The organism is Leptolyngbya sp. KIOST-1 (assembly GCF_000763385.1).
In the GTDB taxonomy this organism is placed as follows: domain Bacteria; phylum Cyanobacteriota; class Cyanobacteriia; order Phormidesmidales; family Phormidesmidaceae; genus Nodosilinea.
The window spans coordinates 743,152-759,485 of the sequence record NZ_JQFA01000002.1; the positions used below are offsets into that span (position 1 = coordinate 743,152).

Sequence of the window (16,334 nt, forward strand, 5' to 3'; positions counted from 1 at the left end):
TGTATTGGCATTGGTCTGCGCAAGTCTCACCACCCCATTTGCGGTGCTGCCAGGGCTGGCGATCATGCGCTGGTCGGCGGCCCAAGCTGCCTCGTCATCAAGACGAACAGCTATAGTGCGACACGCCACCAACGTTAGAAAACGCCTTGGGTTTTAGACGATAGTATTTATCTTCTACTGCTTGGGATTGCTCATCATAGGGATAGCTCAGAACTTCTTGCAACTCTTTAACTAACGTGTAGTCCTAGTTCCCCCCGAGTTTGTGTCGAGTAAAATAGAGGGAAAGCGCTCAGGAGGCCAACCCGATGGCCAAGCAACGACGGAAGCGTGGAACCGCAGGCGATAAAGTGACTCCTTATCATTACCTCGGCCATTGCGGTACTGGTTCTGCCCCTTGAACAAGCCCGCCAGCTCATCCGGCGTTACCAAAATGCCCCGCTCCGGCTGTTGGGCTTGGATGCGGGCGATCGCCTCCCGTGTCGCATCCGAGGTGTGATACTCCCGTGGCATCGGCTTCCTGGGGCGAATGCCCCTCTCCTCAGCTCGGGTCTGCTCCCAATCGCGCAGATCAACCTCATACTCCGAAGCGGCATACTCATACTCCTGATCCGCCTCCGCCTGGAGCAGTGAGAGCGGCCCCAAAATCTGCCGCTGAATTGGGCTCTTCTTGCTGCCTGAGGGGGCCACCAGTCCCGTGAACACTATCGGCGGCACTGAGAACCCCATCCCAGTATCAATTTCCAGCTCTGTACCCACCCGCAGCAATGACGCCGCCACCGGCAGCAGCGTCACCAGCATCGCCGCTGGCGTCGCCCCAATCCAGTCAGCGATCTGCTCCAAGGGTTCCGCCAGATCAGCGTGAAGATACTCCCCCAGACACAGCTGGTAGTCGCCAATTTTCAGCAGCTGGTGAATCTCAGCCCGGCGATCATCCCGTTCCTCGGTTTGCTCCAGCTCCGCCTGCACCAGAGTGACCAGGTTACCAATATCCCTGGCCGATAGCCCCGTCTCCTGGTGCCATTGCACTACCTGCGCAGCGAGGGCCAGTTCGGTGGGGCTAGTGCCAAGGTAGGTGCGAATCTGGTCTTGCAAGGCCTGCACCGACAATCGCTCGGGGCCTTGGGTAGCGCTGACCATCTGCCGCCGGTCTTGCACCGCCGCTCTGATCTGCTCAGCTGTGGCCCCATCGTGAATCCAATCCACCACATCCAGCCCGCCATGCTTCGGCAGGTTTTGCCAGCGCAGACTGTCAGGGTAGGGGTAGCACCACTGGGCCGAGGGAAAGTCCTGGGCAACTTCTCCCATATGGGCAACTCCAACCTGGTCGCGATCTGGGCACAGCACCAACTGGGCCGCTTGCAAATCCTCAGCGTAATCGCCATAGCTGCGGTACTTCTTCGAGCCCCCCAAAGTAGTGGTCGCGGGAATGCCAATTCCCCACAAGGCATCCGCGCAGCCTTCTCCCTCCACCATCCAGATGGGTTGACCCATAGCGATCGCATTCTGGACATCCCGGTAGCGGTAAATCGGCACCTGGGCTCTAATCTCAGGGGTTAACCCCTTGATCCACTGCTGCCCGTTCCAGTGGTACTGCACAAAAAACTTCGCGCCGTTGCCCCGATCTACCCGCGTCACCTTTACCAGAGGCTGTCCGGTTCGGCTGGGATAGAAATAATCCTGCCGCTGCTGGGGTCGAACGGGCTTCTCAGGGGAGGCGGTGGCTGCAAAGTATTGCCCCCACATGCCATCGGCTGTTGCGCCCCGGTAGACGTAGCCGTCTACCGCCCCATCCTGGTCTACATGGCACCTTATATGCCATGCAAAATTTCCACGGGAAATGGGGCTCCGCCGAGCAATCCAGTCGAGCCATGGCATTACTCTGGAACTTTCATCCATTTTGTCGCAAAACTCGGACAGCGATGGATGGCTGCTTATGCCCCTTTGAACAACTCAACGGTTTCCGCTATCACAATAACTGGGTGCGCAATCTGCTGATTGCCTCATCGTTGAATGGCAGAAGGCCGTTGCCCAAGAAAGCTGACACAAAATAAGTTGGAACTAGGTGTAGTCACCCTGCATGGCTTGTTGATAGGCAGGGACAATCAACCACTCTCGCCATGCGTATTTTGGGTTAGTCTGTTTCATCTTTGTTGATATCTCAGTCGAATTACCGGCGTTAATCACCAGGTCACGCCAGCTTTTTAGCCAAGATTGCCATTGTTCATCGAGTTGTTGTGACGTTTTACTATAAAAGCTCTTTTTCAAGACTGAGATATCGTCTGGTATATGGGATAACTCTCGGAAGAAAATGGTGTAATCTACCTCTGATTGGGTGATTAGCTGCATTAATTCCTTAAATAGCTCTGGGTTAAATTCAGGCAAGCCAAGTTTGGCCGCCCACATGGTTTGAATTTGTCCCTGCATTGCCTCTGCAAAGCCATGGCATACTTGGTCGAAATGTTCTAACGATTCAGCATCTTCTGCAAGTAACGGTCTCACAGATTGCCAAAACATATGATAATTCGCTTCGGCTGCAACGGGCTGATTGAAGAATGAAAAGTGTTTGCCGCCGCCAGTCCAGGGTTGAAACCAGGGGTCAAAAATTTCACAAAATCCAAATGGCCCATAGTCGAGGGTAAAGCCACCAGCGGCGCAGTTGTCACTATTAAAATTACCCTGACAGTAACCAACCCGTAGCCAATTGGCCACCAGGGTCGTAAGACGCTGGCGAAATAGCTTAGCTAACTCAACCAATTGATCTGCAAAACTCAGGGTTTGATCAATGTCGCTTTTGTATTCTCGCTCAATTAAATGCGACACTATCATGCGCAACTCTTCTAATGCTCGGGGATGAGCATCACTGCGAGCCCGGCGGGCGAATAACTCTAGCTGACCAACACGCAAAAAGGATGGTGCAACGCGAGTTGAAATGGCCACAGGATTGTCCACCAAAATATCAGGGTCGATGGAGTGGGAATCTTGGGAATACCAAGGCCGGGTGACGGTCTCAGATTTAGAAACATACAGGGTCAAAGAGCGCGATGTGGGCACACCTAACGCCTGCATATATTCTTGCGCTAGAAACTCACGCACACTTGAACGGAGTACGGCGCGCCCGTCGGCACCCCGGCAATAGGGCGTTGGGCCACCACCCTTCAATTGCATTTCCCAACGCTGGCCATTAATGATTCCTTCAAACACAGATATGGCCCGACCATCGCCATAACCATTACCAGTACCGAATGGACATTGTTGAGTATATTCGGTGCCATAAATCGACAGGGCATAACCAGTTGCCCAGCCAACCTGACGCATCGGCCCATGGGCCGCAGAGAGATCACCAGAAAATACATGGCGAAATTTTTCATTCAGCGCCAGCTCATCGCTCAACCCAAGTTCCTTAAAAAAAGTGCTGCTATGGGTTACATATTCTGGTTCTGCAAGGGGCGTGGGTGTCACAGGTACGAAATGACCAGAGACAACCTGGCGGGGCCGGTGATCATCACCATCGCCCGTGGCATCAGGATCAGCATTTAGAGTATCCATCAGGGAATAATCCGCCAATTGCACAAACCCGTCAAAGGTCGTTACGCAAGGCTTAGCAGATGGTTTAGATGAGTATGACATTATTGCTAGCGCCCGTATTGTCGGGAAATTGTTATTCTATTAACACTCTCTTATTATCTACCTTTACCCCCGGTCTTGTGGAGATTCCGGCGGGTCGCTATGTGCCCTCGGGAGCGGTGATTACCACCCAGAAGGCGGCGGATCGATTGCCGGAGGCGAAGGATAGCGACAAAGCTTTTTCTCACCATGTGGTTGCCGTCAACCAGGCGCTGCTGGCGGGCTATCGCTGTGCCAACGATGGGGCCTGCTTGACCCAGTGGCAAACCCCCGGCCACCCAGTGGGCAACGGTAGGGCCAGCAATGGCCACAGACCCACCGCTGGCCGGTTGAGAGCAGAAGCTGTAGTCCAGGTGCGGCAGCTAGGGCACCGGGTGAGTTTGGAGTATGCTGACCAGCGCCGATTTAAAGCGGGGTCTTGGCAAAGTGGCCCTACCCTGGCGGCGACCCAAGAAGCTGAGGTTTTGGCCCAGATCGAGCAGTTTTTAGCAACGCACTCCGACAACTATGTTCGCCTGCTGGGGATTGACCCCAGGGCAAAGCAACGACAGCTTGGGCATGTGATTCAAATGCCTGGGTGAGCGATCGGGCAGGGAATGTGTATTCATAGCAGGTCTAACGGTGAAGTTGTGCGGCGGTAGGTAACCTCGAACACCTACCGATAACCTCTGTTCCGTCCGCACCAACGCAGTGTGTACGCCCAGCATGGGCGTGAACTAATGGGGTGAAAGTCCCCTGTGGGAGAACCAGCCATCCAAATGCTCGCAAGTCATAGGAGCCGAGAGATGGACAACCACTAGCTAAAGGCAAGGGCGTTTCCGCGAGGGAGGGTCTGGAGGAAGCCAGCGGCAAAGGTGCGAGCCGACGAACAGAAACGTCATAGAAGGCCGAGTTTCTGGGGCGAGTTGGCACAACACAACGAAGCCTTTTGGTTCAGGGGATACGGTAAATGACGCGGTTGCGCATCGACAGTTCACGGTCTTATCTGGGGAGGTCTGCCCTTTTGGCAGTCCTTGAGGCTAGGAGTCTAGTTCCCCCCGAGTTTGTGTCGAGTAAAATAGAGGGAAAGCGCTCAGGAGGCCAACCCGATGGCCAAGCAACGACGGAAGCGTGGAACCGCAGGCGATAAAACGATTTGTCTCCCCATTGCAGACGACCTCGACTACGCCACTTTGGTGGAAGATCGGGAGGCCTTTCGTCAGTATCTCGACGAGCAGATTGCGGCTCACCCTGAACTGTTCCCCGAAGGCATTGAGGCCGGTCAGATCCACGCTGGCCAGGAACCCGCCCCCGGCACCAACGCCCGCGCTGTGCCCATTTACCAGACCACCTCCTACACTTTTGACGACGCCGACCACGGGGCGCGGCTGTTTGCCCTGCAAGAGTTTGGCAACATCTACACCCGGATCATGAACCCCACCACCGATGTGTTTGAAAAGCGCATCGCGGATGACCCAGCCCGTGATTTTACTGCGCCACCAAAAGCGATTTCACACCCGAGTTTCTAAGGCCTTTGAGGAGATTTTGGTAGGGGGGTGAGAAGGTGCGAACGTGGGAGCGTTGAACGTGTGAACGTTTTGGGGGGGTGTTGTAAATAGATTAGTTATAGGAATCTGAATATTTTCAATTGTCAAACACTTCCTACTCCCTATCCGGCACTAAATCCTCTAGCTCGATCACTGTACTCGTCCCCTCTCCGGTGATCAAAGGTAATCGTCCGTCCCATTTTTGCAGGGCTTCATACTTGAGAATGCTGGGCGTTAAGGTTTCCTGCAAAATTTGGTGGGCTTCGGCGGTGCCTCGGGCTAAATTGATCTCAATTTCGGCCTGGAGCGTGGAAGCAAGTGAAGTCCAATCAAGGTGCCCCCGGCATAGACGGGATGGTGCTGGACGACTTTGCGGCCTACGCCCGACTTCACTGGGGAGAGATTCGCCAAACCTTACGAGATGGACGCTACCGCCCTGCTCCGGTGCGACGGGTCGTCATCCCCAAGCCAGGGGGCAAGGGAGAGCGGCTGTTGGGAGTTCCAACAGTCCTAGACCGGGTGATCCAGCAAGCCATCTCACAGGTGCTGACGCCACTGTTTGAGCCGGAGTTTTCCGAGTTCAGCTTTGGGTGTCGTCCCAACCGCAGTGCCCACGGCGCGATTAAACAGGTGAAGGCATACGTCAAGGAAGGCTATCGGGTGGTGGTGGATTTGGACTTGGAAAAGTTCTTTGACACCGTAAACCACGATGTCCTAATGGCAAGAGTCGCCCGCAAAGTGCGGGATAAGACCCTGCTAGCCTTGATAGGCCGATACCTGCGAGCCGGGGTCATGGTCGAGGGGGTAGTACAGGCCCCAGAGTGGGGGACACCGCAAGGGTCGCCCCTGTCGCCGCTGCTCGCCAACATCCTGTTGGATGACCTCGACCAAGAGTTGGAACGCCGGGGCCACCGCTTTACCCGCTATGTGGACGATGTGGTCATTTTGGTCAAATCAGCCCAAGCCGGCAGGCGAGTAATGGCGAGCGTGACTCGCTATCTGAGCCAGGTGTTACGACTGAAGGTGAATTCGCAGAAAAGCCGGGTTCGACGGATTGAGCGATTGGAATACCTAGGATTTACGTTCCAGGGAATCCGCATTGTTTGGTCTGAGCGAGCCTTCCAGGACCTCAAGTACCGCTTGCGGGGGTTAACCTCGCGGCGGTGGCGAGTGTCGATGGAGTATCGGCTGAAGCGGATTAGCCTCTATCTGCGGGGTTGGATGGGCTACTTTGGAATTTCCCAATTGTACGGGCCAATTCCCGAGTTAGATGGGTGGCTGAGGCGTCGAATCCGGATGTGCTACTGGAAACAGTGGCGTAGGCCGAGAACGCGCATTGGCAACCTGCTCAAACTGGGGACACCGAGACGACACGCCTTCTCGACGGGCTTAAGCCGGAAAGGATATTGGCGGTTGTCGCGGTCCTTAGCGACGCAGACGGGGATGACCAATGAGTGGTTAGCACAAGAGGGATTGCTCTCGATTCGCGACCTTTGGATGAACGCCCAGGGTTACGGTGAGAAGTCTATTACTTCGTCTAGCAGGTAGGTTGAGAACCGCCCATTGCGGAGCCGCACGATGGGTGGTGTGGGAGGGGGGATTCGTGAGGATTCTCCCTATCCCGATTCTTCCGCAGTGCCCAAGATTTTATCACACAGCACCAAACACTTGTACTACTGCGGAGGAACTACTGCTTAGGAGATCTCTAGCAGAGAATTTACCAAGTCGTTAAGGTAGGCATAGAGCTCATTTTCAGCACTGACCACCGATGACAAACGATTCACCTTGCCTTCCGGTACGTCCCAGTCCCTCTCAAGTTGAAGACCTTCGCCTGGCTGCTTCAACGTTAACGGGAGCGACCCGCCGCGCCTTTCAAGCTGAGATGGCTCTGAAATACTGTGACAGTCATCCCCGTTTAGCTGAAAGTATCTTTGGCTGGGGTCGCCAAACGGTCGCGTTGGGCCTGGCCGAAAAGCGGAGTGGTCTGGTCTGTGTCGGAGCACAGTCAGGCTTTGGGGGCACCCGCAAGTGGGAAGCGCGTTACCCTGAGGCCGCCGCCACCCTGGTGAGCATTGCCGAAGCCCATAGTCAGCAAGACCCGAGTTTTACCACCTCGATTGCCTACACTCGCTTAACGGCGCCCGAAGCGCTGAGACAACTGCAAGCCCACGGTGTGGCTGAGGAGCCGTTACCGGCTCTCAGCACGATGGCGGTCATTCTCAATCGCCTCGGCTATCGCTTACGTCCTGTGGTCAAAGCCAAACCCCAAAAAAACTACCCGAGACCGACTTGATCTTTGAGAATCTACAGGCCAAAGACCAACAGGCCATGACCCAAAACGCGGTGCGGTTGAGCCTCGACTGCAAGGCGACGGTGTGCCTCGGAGACTCCTCACGCGGGGGCAAAACGCGGGGAGATACTCAGGCTTGTGACCACGACATGGGCATCAAGGACAAGTGCATTCCCTGTGGCGTCGTGGATGAGGACCGAGGGGATCTCTATATCGAATTCGGCCGGTCCTACAAAACCAGTGATTTCATTGTCGATGTGCTGGAACACTGGTGGGCGCATCTCCCGTCATCCACCCGGCAGGCGCTGCCTCGCATACAACTCAAAGTCGATAATGGTCCCGAAAGCAGCGGGGTGCGAACCCAGTTTCTCAATCGCCTCGTAGCCTGGGTTGACCGGATTGGTAAGCCGCTGCAACTGCTTTACTTTCCGCCTTATCACAGTAAGTACAATCCCATCGAGCGCTGTTGGGGGATTTTAGAACAACACTGGAATGGAACACGCCTTACCGATGTCGAGACGATGCTGGCCTGGGCCCAGAGCATGACTTGGAAACGCCACCATCCCACTATCCGGCTGAACACAACACCTTACGAAAAGGGGATTGCGTTAACGAAAAAGGAGATGAAGCGCATTGAAGAGCGACTGGAACGACATCCGCTGTTACCGAAGTACGACATTCTGATCCGTCCCGCTTAGCTGGTAATTTCTTTCCTAGTTATCTCCTTAGCACCTGAAACCTGCCACCTAATCTCCCTCTGCGATACAGTCCCTCAGCTTTTCCTCCATCGCTTTGCGATCCAGGTTGCGGCCAATGCAGACCAGTTGATTGCCCGGTGGCCCTGTCCACTGGTCGTCTTCAGCTGAAACCGCCTGCCTGTGAGCTGGAAAAAGTGGCGGACGGGGCTTTCCTTGAACCAGAGAATCCCCTTCATGCGAAACAATTCTGGCGGCAGGTGAAAGTCAAGCAGCTGCTGAAATTTCTTCAGGGCGAAGGGCTGGTCGGCGCGAAAGGCCATGGACACAAAGCCATCGTTATCTAGATGATCAGAGTGGTGATGGTGGTGTTCGTGGGGATGCCCATGGTGGTCGTAGCCCTCGTGATGGTGATGCCCGTGGTCGTGGGTCTCGGGTTCGGGGTGATGATCATGATTGTGATCATGGGCAGCTTTTTCGGCATCGGCCTGGGCCACGGCCTGGTAAGGCCCCTGGTCTCCGGCCTTCACATCAATGATCAGCGGCAGGGGCACCTGACCATGCTGACTATGGAGGATTTTGGCATCCTCTCGAATGGTGCGCAGGTATTGTTCCACCGTCTCTAGGCGTTCGGGGGGCACCAGGTCGGTCTTGTTCAGCAGCAGAATGTCGCCGTAGGTCACCTGGCTCATGGCGGCCTGGCTGTTGAACAACTCTGGCTCAAAGCTTTCGGCGTCGATCATGGTCAGAATAGAGTCTAGCCGAGTCAGATCCCGCAGTTCGGTACCGAGGAAGGTGAGGGTGATGGGCAAAGGGTCGGCAACGCCGGTGGTTTCGACCACCAGGTAGTCGATCCGGTCTCGCTTCTCCAGCACCCGGTACACCGCCTGCATCAGGTCGTCGTTGATGGTGCAGCAGATGCAGCCGTTGGTGAGTTCCACCATGTCTTGCTCAACGGTGACCAAAAACTGACTGTCGATATTGATATCGCCAAACTCGTTAACCAGCACCGCCACGCGATAGGCATCGAAGTTTTGCAGGATGTGGTTCAGCAAAGTGGTTTTGCCGCTGCCTAAAAAGCCGGTGATGATGGTGACGGGGAGGCGGGTGTCGGGGGTGTTGGGTTGCATGGGTGGATGGGTGGGGAGTGGATGGGTGGGGAGTGGATGGGTGGATGGGTTTCGGCATCTCCTCCTGGGAGGGGCAGGGGTGGGTTGTTCGGGTATCGGGTTCCGAGTATGAGGCTTTATCTGACACCCAATACCTAAAACCCTGTTTTACAGACAGCGGGAGCGAGTCCCGGTTAGGCAATTGGTGAGTTGCTGATGCAGCTGGAGAGGGTTAAGCTGACGACCGATGAAGACTAATTGGTTTTGGGTTGGGCCGGTCCAGGGTTCGGGGCTGAGGTCAAAGCGTTTGCCGCTGAGCTGAAAGATGTGGCGCAGGTCTTCGCCCTCGAACCAGAGAATGCCCTTGGCCCGAAAGACTGCGGCGGGCAATTGGGCCATGAGAAAGTGCTCAAAGCGATCGACATTGAAGGGGCGATCGCTTCGGAAAGGAACGGCTATAAACCCATCAATGCCCAGGTGTCCGTCGGGGGACTCTTGGGCCGCGCTAACCATGGCCGGGGGCAGGGCCGGGGCCAGTCCCACATCCAGCAGGGCGGAAAGGGGCAGTTGGTCGGCCTGCTCGGTCAGCGAGCAGCGCAGTATCCGAGCTTGGTCTTTGAAACCCTGAATGTAGGTCTCCAGCCAGGTCAGCTTGACCTCGGGGGTGAGGTCGGCCTTGTTGAGCAGGATGATATCGCCGTAGGTGAGCTGGCTGGTGGCGGCGGCACTGTCGAAGTGGTCGTCGGTAAAGGTTTCGGCATCGACAACGGTGATCACAGAATCCAGGTGGGTGAGCCGCTTCAGCTCGGTGCCCACAAAGGTGAGCATGATCGGCAGGGGGTCGGCCAGGCCGGTGGTTTCCACCACCAGGTAGTCGATGCGTTCGGGCAGCTCCAGCACTCGATACACCGCGTCGATCAAGTCGTCGTTGATGGTGCAGCAGATGCAGCCGTTGCTCAGTTCCACCATGGTCTCGTCCATGGCGACCAGCATCTGGCTGTCGATGTTGATGTCGCCAAACTCGTTGACCAGCACCGCCACCTTGAGATTCTGGCGGTTGGTCAGAATGTGGTTGAGCAGGGTAGTTTTGCCGCTGCCCAGAAAGCCGGTAATCAGCGTCACTGGCAGACCCCGCTTGGGGATGACCGGGTCTACCACTGATGAGGGCTGAGGAAGGGAGGACATCGCCGCATCACTCATAGAATGATAATCGTTGTCATAATAGTGCAAAATCGAGCTGCAACCCCCATAGCTGGCTTGCGGTCAGGTCAGCTGTCCTGATGCTTTTAGAGAATAGTTTCCGAATGGTGAGCGCTGCCCACCCTGCAACTCAACTTGGCAACCTTCACTCAGGGCGCTTATGGGCATACCAAGCCCGAGCCAAAAGGCTTTGGTAAAACAAGACTGGCAGCTCAAAGCCCGCCTCAGTGATGATTGCTGCAATGTTTTCCGGTGGCAGTAAGGCAACATCGCGACCGTAAGATGTGCGAAATTTGTCAGCTTCTGCAGCAGGCAATCCAGCGTATCTCAGCATTCGCAGCCAAACTTCAAGCAGGCTTTGATACTCTGCAGTAGCCATGTCAGCCGTCAAATCGGCACTGACTAAGTATCCGCCAGGCTGAAGCCGGGTTGCAATTTGCCGAAAGAAGCGGCGGCGCTCATCGATTTGCACCAGAAAATGGGACACCAAAAGACAGGTTGCCGCATGGAACGTATCTGTAGCAGGCAGCGAGTCCAGATAGCCCTGATGAAACGTACAGCGTGACGCGATGCCGGTCTCTTCGGTTTTGCGGCGACAAATATCGAGCATTGGTGCAGCGGGCTCGACCGCAGTAAATCGCCATTGCGGAAACGCTTCAGCAAGATAAATCAGTTCTGCCCCAGTGCCAACTCCCACACAGAGAATGTTGGCATTGGCGGGAAGTTCTGACAGGATGATGCGGATCTGTAGATGTAGGGCCTCACGGATTGGCGCTAGGGCAGCAAACTGTTGGTCGTAAGACGCAGCGCGTTTTTGATCGAAAACGATAGTCGGTTCTGGGCTTTTCATGGTGAAATAAAACGGTAAAGTTGCAGATTTTCTAGCATTTTCAAGCCCCATGCCCATTGAGGGCAGCCCGTAGTCACCGAGCGCCAAGTTCAGCCTTGTTTATTCTTTGGCCTGGCCGCACCAAATCCCCTGGCCGAACTGTGCTGAACATATTTAAAGCGCACTTGGTCTGTCCCAGGGTTATAGAGCACGTAGGATGGTTGACCTCCCTGGCGACCCACATTGCCGACCCCCACCACCCGGCGGGGCGACTTCCCCTGCTCCTGGGGTGGCGTGGTTTGATCGAGGGTGGTCACCGTAGAACGCAGAGCACCGGGCTCTACCCAGCACTCAAAAGCCAGGCCCGATCGCCCGCAGAACAGCGTATTGGCATCGGCGCGGATCAGGCGATCGCACAGTTGAATCGGCGGCGTCTCCGGCGTCAGCTCATCACCATAGCCCACGGTGCTGCCGTGGATCAGCAGGCAATCCAGCTCATGGAAGCCAAAATCTAGATCCGCCAACCACCGCACCGTCTGCCGCGACACCGCCTCCCACAGGTCTTTCACCGCCTCCAAGCCATGACGTTCCACCAGCTCCGGCGCGTCGGGCAGCCCGCGAAAACCGTGCAGGCTAAAGCACTGCTCCTCCCACCAGCCCGTACAGACCTGGGGTATAGGTTCCCCTGGCTGGGGCTCTCTCACCCGCCGCACCACTGCCTCACTGTCGCCCTGCAACCCCACCAGATCCCCCAAAATATAGAGATCCGTCACCGGCTGCCGCTGCCGCCGAATGTCTGCTAGCACCGCCTCGTAGGCCGCTAGATTGCCCTCGATGCCGCTAAGAATGGCCCATTGCATGAATTGGACTCCTATTTTGTGGATGGGTGGATGGGTAAGGGGTGGATGGGTGGATGGGTAAGGGGTAGATGGGTGGATGGGTAAGGGGTGGATGGGTGGATGGGTAAGGGGTGGATGGGTGGATGGGTAAGGGGTGGATGGGTGGATGGGTAAGGGGTAGATGGGTAGGCGGGGAAGTAGGTTGTTTAGACTCATCCACCCATCCCCTCATCCACCCATCCACCCATCCACCCCATTACCGCTCACACACATGCCCCCCATCCTCCGCCCGTTCAGCGAACTCCATGCCGCGCTCCAGTCGCCAGGCGAAGATCGGCGGCAGGCCCTGTTCGAGGATGGCGGCGCAGGTTTTTTTGTAGTCGTAGGGCACCTCCCGCAGGGTGATCTGGGTTGTGTCGGTGTCGTAGAGGACGTAGGTGGCGTTGGGTCTGCCGTGGCGGGGTTCGCCGACGGAACCGGCGTTGACGATGCGTTTGAGGGGGGCGGTGAACTGGCGCTGGGTTTCGCCTTGGCCGGGCTGCTGCACCCTGACCGAGAGGGTGCCATTCTCTAGCTCTCGCAAGTAGGGGACGTGGGTGTGGCCACAAAACAGCACATCGGCCTCAGCGGCCAGGACTCGCTCCAGGGCGGCGAAGCCATCCATGGTGGGCAGCAGATACTCGTGCTGGCTGTTGGGGCTACCGTGGACAAAGCAGAGGTTTTCCTGGCGTAGGGTCATGGGCAGGCTGGCCAGGTACTCGCGCACCTCGGGGTTGATCGCGCGGTTGGTCCACTCGTGGGCGAGGCGACCGCGCTTTTCCGCCAGTTGGGAGGGGTAGCTGCACTCGCAGGCGTTCAGCCCCTCGACGATGTCTTCATCCCAGCAACCCTGGCAGGTGGGGATATCCAAAGACCGAATCATCTCGACGACGGCGTTGGGGTAGGGGCCATAGCCCACCAGGTCCCCCAGGCAGTAAATCTGCTCAGCCTTTTGATCGTCGATGTCGCACAGCACGGCATTGAGGGCTTCATAGTTGCCGTGGATGCAGGAAATGACCGCTAGTTTCATACCGAAATGACCTCCTCACTGGGATGTAGGGCTTGGTAATGCTGTTGGTACTGGGCCAGGGCGGCGTCGGATAGGGTGCTGTCCAGCAGGGTTTGGGCGATCGCCTCTCGCTCCAGCCCCCAGCCCACCACCTCAATGCCACTGAAGCGATCGGGCCGCCCCGACCGCCAGCGAGGAATGGCCAGTTCGGTATACTCCATCCCCGGCAACCCCTCGACAAAATCCACATGGAAGGCGCGCCCATCGGGGAGCTCAAAAATTCCCTTCATGCGCCCCACCTGGCCATAGGCTCCCCCCGACACCTCCAGCAGCAGCGCCTCCAGGCTGGGCGGGTCGAACACCTGCCCATTCAGCGGCGTACACCAGATCTCGGGCAAGTAGCCATTGGCCGGAGCCGCCACAGGGTTGCCGGTCACGATGCGATCGCTCCACCCGTGCCAGTCCGATTCGGCCAGGTCAGGGGGCAGCACCGCCACCCGCTCCCAGGGCAACTCCGCCAAAAACGGCGAGCCCAAATCCAGGTGAAACCCCCATTCCAGGTACACCGTCGCCTGCTCCGGCAGATCCGCCAGAACAGTCTTCAGCTGAGCCTCGGGTACCACCTGCACCGAGGGAAACCGATAGCCCATCCGCGCCAGATCCACCGAGATCTCCCCCAACCCCGGGCACACATAGTACTGGGGGGTGGACTGATCCTTGAGGAACTGGCTAATCCAGGTGGTTTTGCCGCTGCCAGAGGGGCCGGAGATGGCGATGAGGTGAGGCATTTGGGTGGATGGGTGGGAGGGTGGATGGGTAGGCGGGTGGATGGGTGGATGGGTAGGGGGTGGATGGGTGGGAGGGTGGATGGGTAGGGGGTGGATGGGTGGGAGGGTGGATGGGTAGGGGGTAGGTAGATTGCTTAGACTCATGCACTCATGCACTCATCCACCCATCCACCCATCCACCCTTTAATGGAACGCCGGGGTATGCCGAATCAAACTCATAAACTCCTGCCGGGTGCGGGCGTCGTCGGCAAAGGCCCCTTTCATGGCGCTGGTGACGGTCCATGAGCCGGGCTTTTGGACGCCGCGCATGACCATGCACATGTGGGTGGCTTCGACTACGACGGCGACGCCCTGGGGTTGCAGTAAACCCTGGAGGGCATCGGCGATCTGGGCGGTGAGGCGTTCTTGCACTTGCAGGCGGCGGGCGTACATTTCGCAGATGCGAGCCACCTTGGAGAGGCCGATCACCTTGCCGTTGGGGATGTAGGCCACGTGGGCACGACCCAGGATGGGCAAAATGTGGTGTTCGCAGGAGCTAAACAGGTCGATGTCGCGTACCAGCACCATTTCATTGGTGTTTTCGTGGAAAACAGCGCCGTTGAGTAATTCATCCAGGGATTGGTTGTAGCCGGAGGTGAGGAATTTGAGGGCCTTAACCACCCGTTTGGGGGTGTCGATCAGCCCTTCGCGATCGGGGTCTTCCCCCAGGCCAATCAGCAGAGTGCGCACTGCCTGCTGCATTTCGGCATCGGAAACGCGGGCCTGGGGCTGGGTAGAAAGAGCAGCGATCGCCTGGTCGGCGGAGATGTTCTTGGAAGGAAGTTGAGCGGTCATGGAATGAGACTCCTAATTGCGTGGAAAAACGGTAAACGGTCAGCGGTAAACGGGGTTTCAGGTTTCAGGTTTCAGAATCCCCTCCTGGGAGGGGCAGGGGTGGGTTATTCAGGTTTCAGAATCCCCTCCTGGGAGGGGCAGGGGTGGGTTAACCTGACTCGCCCCCCCCTTAAACCGCCGACAATTTCGTCCTAGGCAGCACGATCGCCACCAAAAAAATCGCCAGCTGCATGGTGACGATCGCAGGCCCCGACGGCAGATTAAACATGGCAGAGAACACCATGCCCAGCACTGCCCCCAGGGCTCCGAGGAAAGCTGACAGAATCACGTAGCCGCTGAATGTGCGGCTGAGTAAGCGGGCAGCGCAGGCGGGAATCACCACAAAGGCACTGATCAGCAGCACACCGATCGCCTGAATCGAGGTACCCACCACCAGCGCTAGCAGGACAATAAACACAGTGCGGTGGATGGGGGCAGAGATGCCGCGAGCCAAGGCTAAGGGTTCGTGGAGGGTGAGCAGGATTTGCGATCGCAGGGTCAGCCCCACGTAGACCACGCAGGCCGCCAGCAAAATCGAACTCACCACCAAATTGCTCTGCCGCACCGCCAAAATGTCGCCGAACAAAATGTTGTTAATGCCGCCTCGGTACTGCCCCACAAAGGTCAGCAAAATCACCCCGATCGCCAGGGACGACGAGTAGACAATATTCAACAGCGCATCCGTCCACAGCCGCGTGCGCTCTAGCAAATATGTCACCCCCAGGGCGAACACCACCGCAAATGGCAACAGTACCGAGGTCGGACTTACGCCCAACAGCAGCCCCAGACTGATACCCAACAGCGCCGAATGCCCCAGGGCATCACTAAAAAACGACAGCTGCCGCAGGATGGTGAAACTGCCCATGAGCCCCCCCATCAAGCCGGTGAGGATGCCGCCCATCAGGGCGCGCTGCATGAAGGGGAGTTGGAAGAGTTCGAGGGTGTGGGTGAGGGATGGCATGGGGGAGTGGATGGGTGGGAGGGTGGATGGGTGGATGGGTGGATGGGGTAGGGGTAGACCTGGGTGTCTGCCCTAGTGGAGGGGTGGGAGAACAAGGGAATTATGGGGGGGTGATTTTTTGGGGAAGGGTGGATGGGGAGGGGGTTGGTTAGGGGATATCGGGAATTGGAGGTTTATCAAGCGGCTTTTGAGGCGGCGATGGAAATTTTTGAGGTCTCAAAAAAGTTTCCGGTTGAGGAACGGTACTCATTGACCGATCAAATTCGGCGCTCCTCGCGATCGGTCTATGCAAATTTGGGAGAGGCTTGGCGAAAGCGACGATACGAAGCAGCCTTCATTGCCAAGATCAGCGATTGTCAGGCTGAGGCGACAGAAACACAAATCTGGCTAGAATTTGCCGTCAAATGCCAATACCTCGATCCTGAAACTGGCAGACACCTGTACTGCATGTACGACAAAGTCCTGGGTCAACTCGTTAATATCATCAAAAACTCCTCCCACTGGATCATCAAATAACCCCACCCATCCACCCCCTACCCATCCACCCATCCA

The 16,334-nt window shown here is 56.9% G+C and carries 13 protein-coding genes and 2 pseudogenes; 5 read left to right on the forward strand and 10 right to left on the reverse strand.

All coding sequences use genetic code 11. The features are described 5' to 3' along the window. Window positions 1–231: 231 nt before the first annotated feature. Together NF78_RS03325 and NF78_RS03330 are read right to left on the reverse strand one after the other, a co-directional pair. Window positions 232–1,875: a DUF3987 domain-containing protein gene (locus NF78_RS03325; protein ID WP_225885215.1), complete on the reverse strand. Its 1,644-nt coding sequence runs from the start codon at window positions 1,873–1,875 to the stop codon at window positions 232–234. A gap of 183 nt (window positions 1,876–2,058) precedes the next feature. Continuing rightward, the gene (locus NF78_RS03330) at window positions 2,059–3,546 is read right to left on the reverse strand and encodes a protein adenylyltransferase SelO family protein (protein WP_263970534.1); all 1,488 of its coding nucleotides are present in this window, start codon (window positions 3,544–3,546) and stop codon (window positions 2,059–2,061) included. Window positions 3,547–3,704: 158 nt separating this feature from the next. On the opposite strand from NF78_RS03330, the gene NF78_RS03335 reads away from it, so the two are divergent. The 4 genes and pseudogenes from NF78_RS03335 to NF78_RS30780 all read left to right on the forward strand — a co-directional run bounded on the left by NF78_RS03335 (window position 3,705) and on the right by NF78_RS30780 (window position 8,138). Beyond that, window positions 3,705–4,205 (forward strand): ribulose bisphosphate carboxylase small subunit, encoded by a 501-nt coding sequence (locus tag NF78_RS03335; protein ID WP_052049713.1) that lies wholly within the window; start codon window positions 3,705–3,707, stop codon window positions 4,203–4,205. A gap of 507 nt (window positions 4,206–4,712) precedes the next feature. Then, window positions 4,713–5,132, forward strand: a complete 420-nt coding sequence (locus tag NF78_RS33205) for a PLP-dependent transferase (RefSeq protein WP_035984872.1) — start codon at window positions 4,713–4,715, stop codon at window positions 5,130–5,132. A 336-nt stretch (window positions 5,133–5,468) separates the two neighbouring features. Continuing rightward, a complete protein-coding gene (gene ltrA, locus NF78_RS03345; protein WP_052049715.1) occupies window positions 5,469–6,698 on the forward strand; it encodes a group II intron reverse transcriptase/maturase in 1,230 nt (409 codons plus the stop codon). 334 nt (window positions 6,699–7,032) lie between these two features. Continuing rightward, window positions 7,033–8,138: pseudogene (locus NF78_RS30780) on the forward strand (ISAzo13-like element transposase-related protein). A 48-nt stretch (window positions 8,139–8,186) separates the two neighbouring features. On the opposite strand, the pseudogene NF78_RS03360 reads toward NF78_RS30780, so the two are convergent. The 8 genes and pseudogenes from NF78_RS03360 to NF78_RS03395 all read right to left on the reverse strand — a co-directional run bounded on the left by NF78_RS03360 (window position 8,187) and on the right by NF78_RS03395 (window position 15,782). After that, window positions 8,187–9,265: pseudogene (locus NF78_RS03360) on the reverse strand (CobW family GTP-binding protein). A gap of 147 nt (window positions 9,266–9,412) precedes the next feature. Next, entirely contained in the window at window positions 9,413–10,429 is a 1,017-nt protein-coding gene (locus NF78_RS03365; RefSeq protein WP_035988589.1) for a CobW family GTP-binding protein, read from the reverse strand. A 160-nt stretch (window positions 10,430–10,589) separates the two neighbouring features. After that, window positions 10,590–11,381, reverse strand: a complete 792-nt coding sequence (locus NF78_RS03370) for a class I SAM-dependent methyltransferase (protein ID WP_263970535.1) — start codon at window positions 11,379–11,381, stop codon at window positions 10,590–10,592. 2 nt (window positions 11,382–11,383) lie between these two features. Next, on the reverse strand, window positions 11,384–12,328 hold the full coding sequence (locus NF78_RS03375; RefSeq protein ID WP_263970536.1) for a metallophosphoesterase family protein: 945 nt from the start codon (window positions 12,326–12,328) through the stop codon (window positions 11,384–11,386). A 40-nt stretch (window positions 12,329–12,368) separates the two neighbouring features. Next, a complete protein-coding gene (locus NF78_RS03380; protein ID WP_035984876.1) occupies window positions 12,369–13,181 on the reverse strand; it encodes a metallophosphoesterase family protein in 813 nt (270 codons plus the stop codon). Further along, on the reverse strand, window positions 13,178–14,092 hold the full coding sequence (locus tag NF78_RS03385) for a GTP-binding protein (protein WP_225885216.1): 915 nt from the start codon (window positions 14,090–14,092) through the stop codon (window positions 13,178–13,180). Before NF78_RS03385 ends, NF78_RS03380 begins: the two co-directional genes overlap by 4 nt. Window positions 14,093–14,131: 39 nt before the next feature. Next, on the reverse strand, window positions 14,132–14,782 hold the full coding sequence (folE, locus tag NF78_RS03390; RefSeq protein ID WP_035984878.1) for a GTP cyclohydrolase I FolE: 651 nt from the start codon (window positions 14,780–14,782) through the stop codon (window positions 14,132–14,134). A 169-nt stretch (window positions 14,783–14,951) separates the two neighbouring features. Beyond that, window positions 14,952–15,782, reverse strand: a complete 831-nt coding sequence (locus NF78_RS03395; protein ID WP_035984879.1) for a metal ABC transporter permease — start codon at window positions 15,780–15,782, stop codon at window positions 14,952–14,954. A 165-nt stretch (window positions 15,783–15,947) separates the two neighbouring features. On the opposite strand from NF78_RS03395, the gene NF78_RS03400 reads away from it, so the two are divergent. Continuing rightward, complete coding sequence (locus NF78_RS03400; RefSeq protein WP_263970537.1) at window positions 15,948–16,298, forward strand: four helix bundle protein; 351 nt, start codon at window positions 15,948–15,950, stop codon at window positions 16,296–16,298. Window positions 16,299–16,334: the final 36 nt, after the last annotated feature.